This window comes from Cytobacillus sp., from assembly GCF_964223445.1.
GTDB lineage: Bacteria > Bacillota > Bacilli > Bacillales > Cytobacillaceae > Cytobacillus.
On the sequence record NZ_CAXQGS010000123.1, the window covers coordinates 1 to 18006 of the forward strand.

13 protein-coding genes, 1 pseudogene and 1 other annotated feature are annotated in these 18006 nt (G+C 44.0%); of the genes and pseudogenes, 1 reads left to right on the forward strand and 13 read right to left on the reverse strand.

Annotated features, from left to right (window positions below; translation table 11 throughout):
* Window positions 1-50: 50 nt before the first annotated feature.
* From proB to ACEQ1T_RS20630, 7 genes and pseudogenes are all read right to left on the reverse strand, one after another.
* Window positions 51-827: pseudogene (gene proB, locus ACEQ1T_RS20600) on the reverse strand (glutamate 5-kinase); the annotation flags it as partial.
* Between the two features lie 45 nt (window positions 828-872).
* Window positions 873-1097 (reverse strand) — a binding site (T-box leader).
* A gap of 137 nt (window positions 1098-1234) precedes the next feature.
* Window positions 1235-3034, reverse strand: coding sequence for an IucA/IucC family siderophore biosynthesis protein (locus ACEQ1T_RS20605; RefSeq protein WP_370224521.1), 1800 nt, complete (start codon window positions 3032-3034; stop codon window positions 1235-1237).
* Between the two features lie 12 nt (window positions 3035-3046).
* Complete coding sequence (locus tag ACEQ1T_RS20610; RefSeq protein WP_370224523.1) at window positions 3047-4375, reverse strand: lysine N(6)-hydroxylase/L-ornithine N(5)-oxygenase family protein; 1329 nt, start codon at window positions 4373-4375, stop codon at window positions 3047-3049.
* Window positions 4347-4934: a GNAT family N-acetyltransferase gene (locus ACEQ1T_RS20615; RefSeq protein WP_370224525.1), complete on the reverse strand. Its 588-nt coding sequence runs from the start codon at window positions 4932-4934 to the stop codon at window positions 4347-4349. Before ACEQ1T_RS20615 ends, ACEQ1T_RS20610 begins: the two co-directional genes overlap by 29 nt.
* Complete coding sequence (locus ACEQ1T_RS20620) at window positions 4918-6699, reverse strand: IucA/IucC family siderophore biosynthesis protein (RefSeq protein WP_370224526.1); 1782 nt, start codon at window positions 6697-6699, stop codon at window positions 4918-4920. The genes ACEQ1T_RS20615 and ACEQ1T_RS20620 overlap by 17 nt, the downstream gene beginning before the upstream one ends.
* On the reverse strand, window positions 6696-8168 hold the full coding sequence (locus ACEQ1T_RS20625) for an aspartate aminotransferase family protein (protein WP_370224527.1): 1473 nt from the start codon (window positions 8166-8168) through the stop codon (window positions 6696-6698). Before ACEQ1T_RS20625 ends, ACEQ1T_RS20620 begins: the two co-directional genes overlap by 4 nt.
* The gene (locus ACEQ1T_RS20630; protein WP_370224529.1) at window positions 8165-9514 is read right to left on the reverse strand and encodes an aspartate aminotransferase family protein; all 1350 of its coding nucleotides are present in this window, start codon (window positions 9512-9514) and stop codon (window positions 8165-8167) included. Before ACEQ1T_RS20630 ends, ACEQ1T_RS20625 begins: the two co-directional genes overlap by 4 nt.
* A 339-nt stretch (window positions 9515-9853) precedes the next feature.
* Between ACEQ1T_RS20630 and ACEQ1T_RS20635 the strand changes: the two genes are divergently transcribed.
* Window positions 9854-11527 (forward strand): ribonuclease J, encoded by a 1674-nt coding sequence (locus ACEQ1T_RS20635; RefSeq protein WP_370224530.1) that lies wholly within the window; start codon window positions 9854-9856, stop codon window positions 11525-11527.
* A 105-nt stretch (window positions 11528-11632) separates the two neighbouring features.
* Here ACEQ1T_RS20635 and ACEQ1T_RS20640 read toward each other — a convergent pair whose 3' ends face one another.
* From ACEQ1T_RS20640 to ACEQ1T_RS20665, 6 genes are all read right to left on the reverse strand, one after another.
* Window positions 11633-12085 carry a S1 domain-containing RNA-binding protein gene (locus ACEQ1T_RS20640; RefSeq protein WP_009334297.1) on the reverse strand — a complete coding sequence of 151 codons (453 nt, stop codon included), beginning with the start codon at window positions 12083-12085 and terminating at the stop codon, window positions 11633-11635.
* A 411-nt stretch (window positions 12086-12496) separates the two neighbouring features.
* Complete coding sequence (locus tag ACEQ1T_RS20645; protein ID WP_370224532.1) at window positions 12497-13459, reverse strand: bile acid:sodium symporter family protein; 963 nt, start codon at window positions 13457-13459, stop codon at window positions 12497-12499.
* A gap of 111 nt (window positions 13460-13570) precedes the next feature.
* Window positions 13571-15196 carry an ABC1 kinase family protein gene (locus ACEQ1T_RS20650; RefSeq protein ID WP_372530253.1) on the reverse strand — a complete coding sequence of 542 codons (1626 nt, stop codon included), beginning with the start codon at window positions 15194-15196 and terminating at the stop codon, window positions 13571-13573.
* Between the two features lie 112 nt (window positions 15197-15308).
* Window positions 15309-16073, reverse strand: coding sequence for an alpha/beta hydrolase (locus tag ACEQ1T_RS20655; RefSeq protein ID WP_370224535.1), 765 nt, complete (start codon window positions 16071-16073; stop codon window positions 15309-15311).
* A 145-nt stretch (window positions 16074-16218) separates the two neighbouring features.
* Window positions 16219-17181: a VOC family protein gene (locus ACEQ1T_RS20660; RefSeq protein WP_370224536.1), complete on the reverse strand. Its 963-nt coding sequence runs from the start codon at window positions 17179-17181 to the stop codon at window positions 16219-16221.
* A gap of 30 nt (window positions 17182-17211) precedes the next feature.
* Window positions 17212-17997, reverse strand: a complete 786-nt coding sequence (locus ACEQ1T_RS20665; RefSeq protein ID WP_370224537.1) for an SDR family NAD(P)-dependent oxidoreductase — start codon at window positions 17995-17997, stop codon at window positions 17212-17214.
* Between the last annotated feature and the right edge of the window lie 9 nt (window positions 17998-18006).

Consider the following 18006-nt stretch of genomic DNA (forward strand, 5'->3'; position numbering starts at 1 on the left):
CATACGAGATACTGGTAGGTGACTGGAGTTCAGACGTGTGCTCTTCCGATCTGGGAGCTGGTTCCAATATAAGTCCCATCCCCCTTGCCTTCGAGGATTTCAATCAGCTTTTCCGTACCATTCCCAACCCCTATAAAAACTTGCACACCCAGTGCCAAGGCTGTTCTGGCAGCCGCGAGCTTCGTCACCATTCCGCCGGTTCCCACCTTTGAACCTGATCCTGCAGCAGCATTCATCAGGTCATCGGTTATTTCTGGTATATAATTAAACTTTTTCGCATCAGGGTTCGTGCGGGGATTTGAATCATAGATCCCGTTCACATCCGTCAGTATAATCAGTCGCTGTGCCTGAATCAGACCGCTTACAAGTGCAGACAGCATATCATTATCGCCAAAGGCCAGCTCTTCAATCGATACTGAGTCATTTTCATTAATGATTGGAAGGACATTCCGTTTCAATAATTCGGACAAGGTTGCATGTGCATTTTGGTATTGCTCCTTATGCAGGAAGTTTTGTCTTGTCAGCAGCAATTGCGCCGCTACGATTCCATGCTTTTTAAATTCTTCGGTATATCCCTGCATTAACAGCCCTTGACCGACAGCTGCGGCGGCCTGTTTTCCGGCGATCGTCACCGGGCGTGAAGGATAGCCAAGATCCGCAAACCCTGCGGCGACGGCCCCGGATGATATTAATATCACTTCATGCCCCTTCTCTTTCAGCAGGGAAAGGGCAGCTGCGTGTTCCTCCAGCTTTTCAATACAAAGTCCGCCATTCATATTTGTCAGTGAGCTGCTTCCGATTTTGACGACAATCCGTTCCCTTTTCACATTTACCACCACCTTTATAAATAAAAAAAGCCCTCCCATCCCTTTAAAAAGGACGGAAGAGCTTTGTCTTTCGCGGTACCACCTTCATTGGCACTTCACACAGCAAGTGCCCGCTTTGGAAATCCTTTAACGCAGGAAATTCGGCCAGGTTTGCCTGGCAGCTCAAGGGCTAGGTTCAATAGCTTTGCAGGCTGCAGGATCTTTCAGCCGGTGAATCCCGCTCTCTTCTAGCCTGAGTTCTACTTACTGGTTCCCTGTCATGGCTGTTGAATTCTTCTTATAATTAGAATTATTATGCATCCTCCGGTATATTATGTCAATAATTAATTCGCTTATTTAAAGGATTAAATGAAAACGCAATGCGCCTGGAGCTGGATAGTTTACTAACTTTAGAAGTTTATATTCTTTTACGCCATAATCCTTTCTTCCTTAATATCATGTAAAGCATTGCGCACTTTTCCAAATTCAGAGGCATGCGGCCGGTCTTCCCCATCACCGTAGCCATAGTCAACCATGCGGTTCCGGTTCAGGCAGAGTTTGGTCAGCTCCGGCTTGAAGAAATCAAACAACTTGAACCGTTCTTCAAGCTGCGGGAACTTTGCCTGATAATCCTGAATAGCTTCTGCCAGATAGGACCAGAATGTTTTTTCCTCCATCAAGTTATGATTGATCAGCACGTTTGATAAATAGCGGAGGTGGCAGATAAACAGGCCGGTAAAAATAAATTGTGTAAGACCCTCAGGCGGTTCACTGCGCAGCACAGCTTTCAGGTTCTCATCCAGCCCGGAAAGCTCCTGAAAAGGCTGGTCTGATATATTAACGTCATCTACATAATCTTTAACTGCCAATCTCACGGGCTGTGAACCTTTTAAAATAAGAATGGTATTTTGCCCATGTGGGGAGAAGACGGTTCCATACTGATAAAGGAAATGCAGGAGGGGCGGCATGATGACATTGAAAAAATGCTTCATCCACTCATTCGCGCTTAATCCTGACTTCTCTATCAGACTTTGAACAAACGGTTTTCCAAAGGCATCTTCATGATGAAGAGCTGCAAGGGTAATCGGTTTTTCCCCTTCCTTCAAATACCCATAGATGCTTTCCCGCCAAATGGCGCCGAGCATTTCATTGTACTGATAAGGTGCTCCATTTAAAGAATTGTAATAAGGGTGATCGACATTGATGCTAGCGATTTCCCCCGGCAGCACAACCTCACACTCTTCCTTTAAGAAGCTGTCATTCTCAAAAATTCCTTTAATAAAGGCCGTAACCTGCGGGGCAATTACCGTCCGTTCGGAAGGAAGCCCGCGGTAGACCAGTGTATTTAAAATGCTCATGGGAAGCTTCACATGGTGTTTCCTCTTATCACTCATATTCACAAATGTCCGTATGGACTGCTGGGGCAGATAATGGTCTGTCCCTTCTTCAAGAGGGATCATTTTTTTATTTGCCAAATCTTCCGGGAAGTTTTGGATCAGAATGTTTTTCCATTGCCATTCATGCACCGGCATAAAAAAGTATTCTGAGGGATCCAATCCATATTTTCTGACGATGTCTGAAAAATTTCTGGTCATTTCATCACCAAGTTCATTCTGAATCAGTTTCTCATAGTTTAGCCCAGTGACAGACTGGAATTGGGCACGCTCCCGGTGGATCGCTAACCAGAACAGCTTCGTTTCATTGTGATTTTCCGGAGCGAAGTTTAAGTAATCATCCATGCCAAAACCGATGCGTCCTTTGTTATAGGTAATCCAAGGGTGGCCGGTCATTTCGCCTTCCAATTCCGCATAATCAAGTTCCGTTAATTCATCAGCTTCTTTTCTGTGATGTACCATTAAATTTGCATCGGCAATCAGGGTATGATTCAATTCCCTGATCAAGTGCCCCGCTGTTTCGGATGACATGCCAATACTCTCCTTGATATCAGTGAGAAATTGAATCGCATTGACAGCCGGCTGCCATGCGTCCTTTTTAAAGGCTTCAACGGAATCCGCTTTTACGTCAAAACTGTCAAATAACCGTTTTTCTGCCTTAAAGCGGTACCTGCGGCCTGTGGCTGTCTGTAAATAGTAAACATTGTCTTCTAATTCTGGCTGAATCATATCTTCATACATAAATTCTGAAAGCATTTTGGCCAGCAGATTTTGATTTACCTTTTCCCAGACTTCCTTCTGCAGAATTTCTTCAGTTTCATTGATATATAACATACTGTTCCTCCTTTATCTGACTGCGGCTGTCTTCCAGGATTCATCCGCTTCAAATGATTGAAATACATTCTTTTTGTTCACCTGATAGATTTCCCTGCCGTAGACCTGGTTGATGATGACAGCGTTCCGGTATGCCCCTAGCCCAAGGTCAGGTGCACCGATGCCATGTGTATGAAGTTCCCCATTTTGGATGAAAATCTTATTTTCTTTCTTGGTTCTAGTCTCCAAAGTATAATCGCGCATCACCTTGAAGCGATTATGATCATCCCAAACGATTTCGTCCTGCATCTGGAGAAGAAAATGCGGCATGGACGGTGCATAACCAGTCCCTAAAATGACGAAATCTGACTCCAGCTGAAATAATTCTTCAGAAACACAATGTTTTAATGTCAGCAAATGAGTGCCATTCCTTAGTTCGATTCCTTCAAGTTCTGTCATGGCGAGCAAATGAATCGGCGGCTTATTCCCGCAAGCTGTTTTATCATACAAAAGGTCATAAATATCAGCGATCGTATTCATGCTGATTCCCTTGTAAAGAAGATCCTGCTTAGAAAGCAGGGCCTCCTTCTTTTCCTCAGGAAGCTGGAAAAAGAAATCGATATAATCCGGCGAAAAATACTCCAGGCCCAATTTACTGTATTCCATCGGAAAGAAACCTTTTGACCTTGTGAACCAATTTAATTCATAGGCACCTTCATCCTGCTCCTGCAGCAAATCATAGAAAATCTCGGCTGCGCTCTGGCCTGAGCCGATCACAGTGATCGAACCTGCCTGCTCAAGCTCACTTTTACGCTCCATATACTGAGAAGAATGCATGACGTTTGGACCCAGATGCTCTTCCAGATGTGAAGGAACTGAGGGGCTAGTTCCAATTCCGACTGCGACATGTTTTGTCAGGTAAAATTCAGCTTCACCTGTTTGCACATTTCTGACAACAACTTCATACAGTTCATTTATTGGGCTGATTTTTTCCACCCGGAAGCCAAATCTGCAGGATGGCAGCTGGCCGGCTACCCAGCGGCAATAGTCATTGTATTCTTTTCGCGGAATGTGAAATTTCTCCAGAAAATAAAAATGGTAAAGCCTGTTATGGGTTTGAAGATAATTTAAATATGTAAATCTGCTTTGCACATCGGCCATACTGATTAAGTCAGCGAAAAATGGCACTTGAAGGGTTGTTCCCTCGATCAGCATCCCTTTATGCCAATTGAATTCCGACCTTTGTTCAAAAAACTGGACATCCTTTCCTCCTGTTTCTTCCATCATGGCGGCAAGGCCGAGATTGAATGGGCCGATGCCGACACCTATAAGGTCATACACTTTCTGCTGCTGTAAAGACATCCTTCCATCTCCTTTCAAACTGTTCTCTTTCACAGAACATCAGCATGCCCGTCTTATCCGGCAGCTCAATGGGCTTTATTTTTTCAAATCCGCATCTCTCAAAAATATGAATCATTTTCTTATTGCGGATGTCCGGCTCTGCGATTACTTTTTCTGTCCCCTGATGTAAAAATTGAAAATGAACCATTGCACGCAGGAGCGGAAGAGCATACCCTTTTCCCAAATAGTCTGATTCACCAATCAGCAGATGGATTCCCCGGTCTTCAGGATGAGGATCATAGCAGCTTTCAACCACATCCCCATTAACCCAATACGCTTCCCAATAGCTCATTGGAACTCCATCCATCAGGCCTAAAAAAAGTGTCTGATGTGTATCAGCCAAAAAGCCTTCCAAATGAGTCCAATATTTTTCATAAGGGATGTTTAGATTCCAGAATGGACTGACATGACGCTCCTGGTGCCATTTATGAAGGGTCCCCGCATCCCTTTCCAGCTCGACTTTTACAAAGGATATGGCCTGATTCACTTCCCGATCATAAAAACTAAACTCCGGCTTCATCAGCAATCAGCACCTTTTGCAGCGGATTTGGGATTTTCGTATAAACAGATTGGGTTTCCAGTGAACCGACCAGTTCATCCATATCATAAAAACGTGTGAGCAGGTTGGCTTTGCAAGGAAGCTCCTTCAAATGGAGCAAGCTACTAAGCAAGGCGGATCTCCCCCCGGTCTTTTGATCATGGTTTAAGAGTTTTTTCTTCAAAACGGCCAGGAGTGCTTCCTCATCAGCGAGTCCCGCTGTCCCAAAACCATTTATGAGCCCAAACAGATGGTTCATAAAAAAGTAATAGCGGAAGCGCTCGATTGCGACATCATCACTGCAGAGTGTAGAACTTTTCCGGCTCACATCCGGAATGATTTCGGCAAGCAGCTCAGCTTTTGATTCACTAAAATAATATCCCTGATTATCCCGGTAATAGAATGTGGACGGGTAGCCGTTGTCCAGCTGGACAATTGAATTTTGCTGATGAGCTTCCAGCGCTACCCCATAAGTTTCATACAGCCAAATCAAAGGATCGAGTGTAATGGATAGGTATTTTTCAAACCAATCCCGGCTGACTTCCGTCGTCATCCGATTTTCTTTTTCTGCTATTTCATGGATAATCGATTCCAGGCGGGTGCGCCTGCCATAACCATGATTCTGAACAAGGCCTGCTATTAAACTTATATTGCTGTCATTCTCATAAAAGGGATTTTCACGGATGACCACTTCAAATCCGGAGATTTCTTTATCCAACGGAATATTCAGGAAAGCAGGATCCTGAATGATATGGAAAGCTGGATACAGTTCCTGGAGCTTATTGCCCAACTGGGATTGCATCAGCCTCGTCACTTCTACTCCCCTGTAAAGTTCCTTTTCGAGATTCACCCGCAGTGAATTTGTAATTTTCACCGGAACTGAAAACTTAAACATATAGTGAAAATCCGGATTATAAACGGTCCTCATGGAAGACGTCGCCTCGAATGGCATTCCGTAAGGGCCGATATAGACCAGTTGACCTGAATGAATCAAATCCTGCACTTGCCTGTCTTTTAGCAGAACAGGCACCTGGAGCGGATGAACAGGGATGAAGACAGATTTAGGGTCCAGGCCAAACTTTTCTTTAAATCCTTCATCACTCTGCAGCAGCTCCATTATAATCTCTGCGGCACTGGCCAGATCAGCTGAGTCCTGAGAGACAATCGCCCGGTCCGCCTTAAAAAAGTGAAGCTGGAAGCTGCCCTTTAGTTCCGGAGAATAGGAAGACTCCGCTTCAAAGGACATTCCCTGTTTGCTTTTTGGCGTAGGATGGAGCAGGTGGCCAAATAACAGCGACTGCTCTGCTTCAATAAAGGTAAAGTCAGTTTTCTGAAGACTTTCTGAATCCCCTTCACGCTCCTGCAAATAGCGCTGAATATTGCGGCAGCTGAGAATCGCCCGCAGCATCAGCTCATCTTCCGCTCCTTCTCTTTCTGCAGATGACAGTAATTCCTTGCTGATCAGGGAGACCAGTGTGACATAATCAAGAGGAACACTCTTCCCATTGACTTCCATAAAGAGCGGAAATTGAAAGGTATGGCTTCCAGTCAGAGACCAGTGCCTGACCGCAGCATAAATAACAATATCCAATTGGGCCAGTTTGATTTCCAGCCAAGTAGAAGGTGTTTCTCCTTCCCATTCAGGCTTCCAATTTTCAGACACCCGAAACTGCTGTGTTTCTCTTAAATAGCAGTTTAAAAAACTCTGCATGCTTGCCTGCTGTGCTATTACAGTATGATCTGTCAAAGGGCTTCCTCCTTCTGTTTGAACTCTTTTGCAAATTGCATGAGAGATTCAAAAGCTAATTTCACTTCAGCCATAGTTGTCTGCGGATTTAATAGTGTGAATTTCAGAAACTGCAAGCCATCTACTCTTGTTTTAGCGATCAGTCCCTCTCCGCTATGCAGAAGTTTTTTATAAATGTACATGTTAAGCCCATCAGCATCCTTTTCATCGGATAACCGGAAGACAATGGCATTTAATTCAGGTTCAGGATTTACCACGTCAATCCCTGGTGTTTCCCTTAGCCATAGGGCGGTTTGTTTTGCCAGTCCAATCGTATGGTCAATCATGCTGGAAAAGGTTCTTTCTCCAACCATCCTTAGTGACATATAGAGCTTTAGAGCATCAAACCGCCGTGTAGTCTGGACCGATTTATTCACCAGATGAACTAGTTCATCTTCTTCGGGATTTAAATAATCTGCGTGGCAGGACAAATACCTGAAGATTGATTTATTTTTAACAAAGAAGGCTCCGCAGCTGATAGGCTGATAAAACATTTTGTGAAAGTCGATGGCCACCGAGTCTGCCAGATTGATTCCAGCCAATTTGCCGTGATGTTTTTCACTCATAACCAGAGCTCCGCCATATGCAGCATCTGCATGCAGCCACATTCCATTTCGACTTGCGATATCCCCCAATTCCACGAGAGGGTCAATGCTTCCAAAATCAGTCGTTCCACACGTGGCAGCGATGCACATAGGGTGATAACCGCCAGATTTCAGGCGCTTGATTTCTTCTTCTAAAGAAGAAATGCACATTCTCATTCCTGCATCGGTTTTGATCTTCACCACAGCCTGTTCACCGAGCCCGAGCTGGGAAGCTGATTTACTTACAGTAAAATGGGCTTTTTCTGAACAAAGAATCCGCAGCTTATGAGCTTCAGCAGGCAACCCCAGTTTTTTTACATCCCAATTCCACTGTGTCTGGCAATAATGATCCCGTGCCAGCAGCAATCCCATGTAATTTGATTGTGTACCTCCGCTTGTGAAGGTGCCGTCTGCACTATCGGCTAACGAAAGCTTTTCTGACATCCATTTCATCATTTTTTCTTCCAGATAAGTAGCGGCTGTGCTCTGATCCCACGAGTCCATCGACTGATTGAGAACAGCGATAATCAATTCAGCGGCGATGGCCGGGATCAGCGGGGGACAATGCAGATGCGCCATGCTGCCAGGGTGAGTTACATGGATACTGTTGCTTACGACTTTGTCCATTATCTCCTCAATTACCTTAGACGGAGACTCGCCATTTTGTGAACTGTTTGCTAATAGGACAATTTCCTTTTCAATTTCCTCTGCCTTTTTGCCGTTGAACACGTTCGGCTGCAGCCGGTAAAATTCACCAAGTAAATTCTGGACCTCAGAAAGGGTCCGCTGAAAGCTATTCTGGCTTTCAGCGTGGTGAGATAAGAAATACTGCTTAAAATGATTCATTTGACTGCTGCCTTTACAGCATCTGTAAAGATGCTTATGACCTCATCCAGCTGTGCATCTGTAATGATAAGCGGAGGAAGGAAACGGACAACGCTGCCATGTCTGCCGCCGACTTCAAGGATTAAGCCTCGATTAAAGCATTCTCTCTGGATACGGCTTGCAAGGGCCTGATCTGCTTTGAATTCCCCTTTTCGGCCGGTTGGTGCAGATGGATCAACAATTTCTGCTCCAACCATTAGCCCCCTGCCGCGAACATCGCCAATTTCAGGATATTCCTCCTGCAGAACCTTTAGCGCCACCATAAGCTTTTCACCTAAAACGCCAGCTTTTTCAGCCAATTTATTGTCTTTTATATAGCGAAGAGTGGCTGTTCCAGCGGCCATCGCCATCTGGTTTCCTCTGAATGTTCCAATGTGTGCACCCGGAGACCACTGATCAAGCATCTGGTTATAAATGACGACGGATAATGGCAGGCTTCCGCCAATTGCCTTTGAAAGAACAACAACATCAGGGATAATGCCTGCATGTTCAAAAGCGAAAAGCTTACCGGTTCTTCCAATGCCTGTCTGTACTTCATCGATTATGAGCGGGATATCCCTTTCTTTTGTAATTCGGCGAATTTCCTTTAGCCACTCGACCGGTGCCGGGATTGAACCTCCTTCACCCTGAACCACTTCCAGAATGATGGCAGCAGGCGGCAGTATACCGCTTTCGGGATCATCGAGAAGGTTTTCAATATAGCGGCTGCTGATTTTATGTGTCTCTTCCCCGCCAACCCCGAAAGGACAGCGGTACTCATATGGATATGGCATAAAGTGGACATCAGGCATCAATCCCTGGACTTTTTCCTTTGGTGAAAGATTTCCCGACAGCGCCATCGTTCCATGTGTAGCCCCGTGATATCCTCCCTGGAAAGAAAGGATGCTCCTTCGGCCTGTTGCCGTTTTAACGAGTTTGATAGCTGCTTCGATCGCATCTCCTCCGGTTGGGCCGCAGAATTGAATCTTCGCCCCTTTGGCAAGTTCTTGTGGCAGGCTTTTAAACACTTCACTTACAAATTCTTCTTTTACAGGTGTTGTTAAATCCAGTGTATGTAAGGGCCGCTTATCATGAAGGACCTTCTCGATAGCCTCCGTAACGACCGGGTGATTATGGCCAAGGGCCAGGGTTCCGGCACCTGCAAGGCAGTCGATATACCTTTTTCCGTCTGCATCCTTCACATAAACACCTTCGGCTTCCTCAATCGCAATCGGAATCCGCCGTGGATAGCTTCGTGCGTTCGATTCGCGCCTTTCCTGCTGTTTTAAATAAAATTCATTGGTTTTCTCTATTTGCAAAATGCTCATAAATTTATTTTTCCTCCTTCATTCTTGTTGAAAATGATTATCATTACTGATTACATGAACACTTTAAATGATAATGATTATCATCGTCAATAGGAGTTCTTCCCTAATTTACTTTCTTGTTTGAATTATTTCTATTTTTTTTAAGTCTTCCGTTGGATAGTGATGCAGTAAAATTCGAGAACCATTTCAGTATTGGAACTCATTTGAAGCGGTAAAGATTGTCACTAGGCTTATTAAGTCTTTTGTCACCGATTCGGCACTATTTTTTTCTCCCTGTTCTACATTTCAGACATCCAAATGGGAATGCTAAGAAAAATCTTAAAGTGGGAGGATTTGCATATGGAGTCAAACGGTAAGCAGTTATCCATATTTTCTCTGGGCGGCATCAATGAAATTGGGAAAAACATGTATGTCATCCAATATCATAATGATATTGTCGTGATTGATGCTGGAGGGAAATTCCCCGACGAGACATTGTTGGGGATCGATTTGATCATTCCGGACATCACATACCTTGAGGAAAACCGGGAGAAAATCCGCGGGCTGATTGTCACTCATGGACATGAGGATCATATTGGCGGGGTTGCCTATCTTCTCAAAAAAATCAATATGCCGGTATATGCCACGAGATTTACGCTGGGGCTGATTGAATTAAAATTAACGGAGCATCGCCTGCTTGGTGATTCTGAGCTTATAAGCATTGATTCTGACTCTCGCCTTGATTTCGGGGAAGTTGGCGTTAGCTTTTTCAAGGTGAATCACAGCATACCCGACTGTCTGGGCATTGTTTTCAATACGCCAGAGGGCAATGTGGTCCATACGGGCGATTTTAAATTTGACTTAACTCCTGTAAATCAGGAGCATGCTGATATCCACAGGATGGCTGAAATCGGCCGCAGTGGAGTGCTTGCCCTTCTTTCAGAAAGCACAAACGCTGAGCGGACTGGCTTTTCGCCAACTGAGCATATTGTCGGGGAAAATATTGAGGAAGCATTTATGAAGGCTCCGCGCAAGATTATCATCTCAACTTTCGCTTCCAATGTGAGCCGTGTTCAGCAGGTTGTGGCCGCTGCGATTAAAACAAACCGAAAGCTGGTGCTGCTTGGCCGAAGTATGGTAAATGTTGTGGATGTAGCTATTGAACGCGGATACCTGACTGTTCCCGAGGGGATGATTGCCAATCCAAGAGAAGCGATGAATCTGGCCCCTGAAAAGGTGTGCATACTATGTACCGGCAGCCAGGGAGAGCCGATGGCTGCCCTCTCGCGCCTCTCTACAGGAAATTACCGTGATGCTGAGATTCATCCAGAGGATACCGTGATTTTAGCAGCTTCCCCAATCCCGGGCAACGAACGCGATGTCTCTAAAATCATTGATAATCTTTTTAAGCTGGGAGCCCGCGTGATATACGGTTCAGGCAGTTCAACAGGGATGCATGTGTCCGGCCACGGCTATCAGGAAGATTTAAAGCTTATGCTCACATTGATGAAGCCGAAATACTTTATTCCGATTCACGGTGAATACAGAATGCTTCACCATCATAAATTGCTTGCTGAATCCATCGGAGTTGAAGACGGGCATACTTTTATCATTAAAAATGGGGATGTCGTTGATATTGAGAACGGAGAAGCACGCCAGACAAGGCGGGTACCTGCCGGAGATACTTATGTAGATGGTGTGGGTGTTGGTGATATTGGCAGCATCGTGCTCCGCGACAGAAAGCAGCTGTCCGAGGATGGCATGATTGTGATCGTGCTGACCATGAGCAAGAGTGAGCGCAAAATGATATCGAGACCTGATACGATATCGCGAGGTTTTGTCTACGCACGCGAATCCGAAGATCTGCTGAGAGAAATAAATCGGATTGCGGAGAAAACCGTCAATGATCTTCCAGAACAGGATAAAAGCCAGTGGAATGTCATTAAGCAGAGCATTAAGAAATCACTGGGGCAGTATTTATTTGAAAAAACAAAGCGCAAACCAATGATCCTGCCAATCATAATTGAAATTTAAACGAAAAGAGGCAAGCCGTAAACGGCTTGCCTTTATCACAGGATAACTCCAATCAGTCAGGAAACTTCCCTCCAGATTGGAGTTTCCCATTATCTAAAGGGCTGCTTATCCGCGGCGTCCGCCTCGGCCGCCCCGCTTACCTTCAGTATTGCGCTTTAATGACGAAATATTTTCTTCACTCGATTTTAAGAATTTTGCCATTTTGTCTTCAAAGCTTTCCTTCGGCTTAAAGTTTCCTTTAGAACGGAAATCTCTGGAACCGCCGCGGCGATCATCTCTTCCCTGGCGCGGCGGGCGCTGAGAATAAGATGATTGGCCTTCCGGTCTGTCCACTGCTTTTTTGATGGAAAGGGCAATTTTGCCTTCCTTCTCGCTAAGCACTTTAACAGTTACCTCATCGCCAACTTTTAAATGCTCGTTCACATCTTTAACATAGCTGTCCGCTACCTCACTAATGTGAACAAGACCTGTCGTGCCGCCTGGCAGTTCGACAAATGCTCCGAAATTTGTAATACCTGTTACTTTTCCTTGTACCTTACTTCCAATTTCGATTGACAAAAAAACTTCCCCCTCGGTAGTGTTAACAACGTCTTATTATAACTTTTTTTTAAGATAATTTCAACGCCCGCGATATTCCACCGATATTCTACCCGTTAAAATAAGGGATAAATCATATTTTTTGTTAAATTTTATTAAAATTTATGTATTTTATTTCATGTTAAGCCATGAAACTAACTAATTTTGTATGCAGATGGCACTCTTTTAGATTGAAAAAATTTTTTATGTGCGGATACCTCTTTTTTATGTGCGGATAAAAATTTTTATGTGCGCATAACGCTTTTTTATGTGCGGACAGCTGGATTTTGTGTGCGGAAGGTTAATTTAGCCAAATATTTAAATTGCAGCTTGAATCATTGATCCCATGACATAATGGCAAACAAAAAAGCTCCTGAAACAGGAGCTTAAACCCTACACTGAATGACCTTCCTGCAGAACCTTCCTGCTGAAATGGCGCTTCATGATAATCCCATAGAGGGAAGCTAAAACCTGCTGAAAGAGCATGCCGATAACCACAGGAACCGCAACAGGAGCGGGAAAATACGTGACTGCCAGTACAGAGCCAACACTGATATTCCTCATTCCGCCATTAAACGTAACAGCCACAGTCGTACCCTGATCGTATTTCAGTAAATTTGCGATGATGAAGGATATAAGATAGCCCATAAACGCTACACAAAATACAGTGATCCCAATGAGGACCAATTTAAGATTGACCTCCTTCAGATACGGGGCAACAACAGCTCCATTAAGCATAACCACAATGGCCATTCCAAGCTTTGAAAAAGGAGAGAGGCGGCTGCTTAAGGCTGCGGCGCTTTTTCCTGCAAACTGATTGAAGAGCATGCCAAGGAACGATGGCAGAACAACCATTCCGAATAATCCAGCCATCATCGGCACGGCATCGATCTGTACAGATTTCTGAAAAAACACAGACAATGTCAGCGGAACAATAAAGGGTGACAGAAAGGTATCAACCAGAATGATGGACAATGTCAGCGGAATATTGCCGCGATAAATGGAAACCCAGATGAAGCTCGATATGCCGGTCGGAATAGCCATAGCCAGTACCAGACCTGTAATAGTTAAGGAATCATCACCGAACGCAAGTTTACCGGTGCTCCATGCAAAAAGAGGCATCAAGATATGAAGCAAAAACAAAATAAGAAAAAGCGGCTTAGGATGATGAATGATTTCTTTTAAACTGCTAAAACTGGAGTTCAGACTGCCAGAAAACGTCATAAACGCAAAAACCAAAGGAATGATAAAGGCTAAATCCTTGATATAACCAGCGAGCATAACACCTAGCACTACGCTTATTGGAGTAATCAATGGCATCATTTTCTCCAGCTGTTTATTTATTTGAAGTAGCACACTGAGTACTCTCCTTTTCCGAATAATTGTTTACCTAACTAATTATTTTATCATAAACTAGCTGGTTATATATCAAAATAGTGAAAAAGAGCCAAAAATAGGCTCTTTTGATTATCTGCGTCTTTCCGGCATATATTTCAGCCATTTTCGCAATCTCCAGCTATTCACTCCATACCCTGCAAGCCCAATGGCTGCGATGCCTGCGGATAACTGCATGATCAGTATTTCTTCTAAATAAATGCCAAAGCCTGACCCAGTTAAACCTAGCATGAACAGCTGAAAGAGCTGGTTCTTCCGATTTTCATAGATTGAAAACTGAAACTGCCTTCTTTGCCCGGCCACTTTCATTGTTTCCAATTTACGCGGTGTTTCCAGGAATTCCGCTGCTGAATAAAATATTTTAAAGAGCGGCTGGGATTGAATAATACTCCAAATAAATGACCATTTATTCCCCTGGGAGCTTAACCACTCTTTAAAAACAGGTTTGCCATGGTCAAGAAGATCATCTTCCGGTACCAGATGGCGAACAACCCCTTCTATTGTCATAAATGACCTGCCCAGAAAAACAAAGCGGGTTGGCACCTGTATGGGAAGAGCAGTAATCAGATCATTCAGCTCAAGCTTAAGAGCAATTAAGTCTATATCCTTTAATTGAGAAAAATCAAATGACATCCAATCCGAGAGCAGCTTTTCCATTGATCCCGCATCTGCTTCAGGCAGTAAAAACCCTAACTGTGACAGACAGTCAACAGTTTTACTGTAGTTTTTAGCGAGAATGGATTCAATTAAATTCTGAAAAGAGACTGCATCTTTTTTTGAAATTTCACCAGCCATGCCGAAATCGAGAAGAATAATCCGCCCTTCCCTTGTGAACAGCACATTTCCAGGATGGGGATCGGCATGAAACATCCCAGGTTCCAGCCATTGCGGCAGGAAGATCTTCATCAGACGGCGTGCCAGATCCTGACGGGATATTTCAAGCATTTCAACCGCTGCTGCATCATTAAGCCTTTTTCCCTCCACCCATTCCATGACAAGCACTTTTGAGGTGCAAAGCTCCTGATGGACATCGGGAATTTTAACTATCTCACTATCTTTAAATCGGTCTTTAAAATAAAGCAAGGTTTCCTTTTCCTTTGTAAAATCAAGCTCCCGCTCAATAACCTGCTTAAGCTCCTGAAATAGGACTTTTAAATTAATGAATCCCTTAGGAATAGGGACAAACCGATCCGCAAACCAGACAAGAATACTTAGGGTCCGGAAGTCGGTATGTACGATTGATTGGATATCAGGACGCTGCACTTTAATGGCAACAATTGAGCCGTCCTGCAGAGACCCTTTATATACCTCTCCAATCGAAGCGGATGCTATGGCTTCTTTTTCAATCGCCACCACCTTTTTAGAGAGCTCACTGCCCCATTCTTCGTTTAAAATCCTCTGGATTTCACTCCATTCCGATGGCGGTACCTTATCGGTCAGGTCTTGAAGCTCCTGGATAAAAGCATGCGGAAGCAAATCAGATCGGATACTGATGAACTGACCAATCTTAATCAGCAGCCCTTCCAATTCAAAAAGTGTTGTCCGGAATTTTTTCCCGATGCCAGACCATAAATTTTCCCATTCTGCTTCTGATTTGCGGGTCCATTTATACCAGTAAATTTGAAAAATAATGAGAATTGCCAACGAAAACACTTTGTACATGCGGAGCCATTTACTTCTCGCCTTCATTTCCATCATCTTCTTCCCAAGTAAAATGTACTGTCTTATTCTGCAATAAAGGCTGAATACCCTTTTCTTTTAATACGGTATCATGTTTAAAAAGTTTCATAACATAAAAAACAGCCCGTCCTTACACAAAGGACAAGCTGCCTGCTTGATTCTCCTGGATATACTGATGAGTTATGCTGACAATCTTTTCTTTATCATGGTCCATGGATGCCACATGATAAGAGTTATAGAGCGATATAGCCTTCTTTTTCGCTGAGCCAATCTTCTCTAAAATAAAATCAGTACATTCTGCCGGCACAACATGATCTTCTATCGACTTAAAGCCTAACACAGGTGTTTTAATGGAAGGCAATAAGAATGGTGTTCTTTCCATGATTTTCTGCAATTCGAAGATGGAGGGGACCGGAACTTTCCCGTAAGTAATTTCTTCTACATCCACTTTTTTAATATCAGGTGCACCTTCATCAATGTACCTGGGATATGTTTTCCATTTTAAATATTCATAACCCGGAACCCGAAGAGCGGCATTTATTAACACAATACCTGCAATTTCCGGATATTTATTAGCCAGCCAAAGGGTCAATGCGCCACCCATCGATTGCCCTGCGGCATAGACAGATTTGCATCTGTCTTTTAGGAATTGATAACCCTTTTCAGCTTCAGCAAACCAATCCTCATGAGAGGTTATTTCAATATCTTTATAATGTGTGCCGTGGCCTTTAAGCCTTGGAGCAAAAACCGTATAGCCAAGCCTGGCAAATGACTCTCCCAAAAACCGTACACTCTGGGGAGTTCCAAGAAAACCATGTGTAATCAGGATTCCGACCTCATTGCCTTCATAGTAGAATGATTCTGCACCGTCCAAAACAGGATAACGTTCATTCATCAATTTGTTCCTCCCTCAGAATTAATTATTCACATTATATAACCAACTATTCCGACCTGTCAACTTGTATTTAAAGACATATACCCCCACCTAAGAAACTTTTAAAAAACGGCTGCACTATTATGTGCAGCCGTTCGGCCATTCTTTAATATCTCTCAAGTAATTCAATAATCACTTTAAATATTGAGGTTGTATCCATATAGGCGTATTTGCCTTTCCCATTAAAAAAATTGCCAGTTTGTATGACAGGATATCCCAGTCCTTCCAGCAATCTGATTTTTTCATCCAGGTTATCGACAACAAACGAAATATGATGGACACCTTCCCCGTATTTCTCCAGATGTTCCTGCCAAGTACTTGGTGAATCACCTGGTTCAATTAATTCAATTTGAATGAAGGGTGTATTGATGAACATATATCTAGATTTACCTTCTGTTGGCTGACCTCTGAAAATAACCTGTGTCTCTTCACTTGGGCTTGATTGTATAATGGGTGGCATATCGGCACCGAGAAGCTTACAATAAGCTTCTGCAGCTAACTCCAGATCTTTTACCACGATTGCCAGCTGCTCGACTTTATTTGTTCCAAGCATCGGGCTTTGTAATTCTGGGGCAGCTGCAGTGTTTCTTGCCTCAGAGCTTTCCAGGAGTTCAACCAATATCTTGCAGTCCTTCAAGGTATCTGCATAAACATATCTGCCTTCACTGGCTGTAAACTCTCCACTTTGCAGTGATGAGTATCCGCTCTCCTCGAAAAACGGCATCCGCTCTATGATGGATTCCACATCAAAGGCAATATGGTGTATGCCTTCTCCGGCTCTATCCAAAAACTCCCGCATCGTGCCCGGTTCCTCATTCGGTTCAATAAGTTCAAATTGAACAGTTGGCGTATTTAGAAAAGCTAATTTGCTTCTTGATGCAGTAGGCTTTCCACGGTAAATTACCTTTGATACTTCCTGATCACCTGTTAAAAACCATTCAGGTTTCGGAACACCCAGTAAACTTGAAAAAGCTTCACTTGCCTCTTCAATATCCCGAACAACAAAAGCCAGCTGGTTAATGGACTGATTTCCTGCCAATGGCACTTTAGCGGTTTTGCTTTCTGCCATAAAAACACTCCTCCTAAATAACGCTTCTCCTCAGGATAAACCCCGTACAGCAAGTCCTCCATCACTGGAAATCACTTCTCCTGTAATGGCACGGGATTGATCAGAAGCAAGCAATAGATACGCTCCAACATGGTCCTCACTGGTCATGGCTATGCGAAGTGGATTTCGGGATTTAATGCTTTTCTCTTTTGTATCCTGATCGACTGCTTTCACAAACGGCTTAAGCGGATGAATGACATTGAGTGCCGTCAATGTGCCGCCGGGGGCAACTGCATTTATCCTGATATCCGGGGCTAATTCAAAGGCAAGCTGGCGCATTAAGCCGATTTGCGCGTGCTTGCTTGCTGTATACCAGACTCCGCCCCCGTCCGGGTAAAAGCCGGCTCCGGAAACCGTGAAAATCATATTTCCATTTGTTTTTTTCAATTCTTCTGCACAAGCTTTTGCACCATTGAAGTAGCCTTTGACATTAATAGTAAATAAAAGGTCATAGGCGTCTGACATGGCCTCTGGCGGGACTTCGCTGAATTTGGCAAACCCGTCGAATACGCCGGCGTTAGCAACGAATACATCCAGTTTCCCCGCCGCTTCCACAGCCGCTTCAACGGCGTGAATGTGATCCTCGTATTCAGTGACGTCCCCTTCCACGCATAGAACACGATCACCGAATTCCTTTTTCAATTGCTCGAGGCCAGCTGCTGACTTATCCAAGACAGTTACAAAGGCTCCTTCCTGTATAAAACTCTCTGTAACAGCCCATCCAATGCCAGAGGCGCCCCCGGTCAAATAGACTGATTTTCCGCTAAGCAGTGCCATACTGGATGC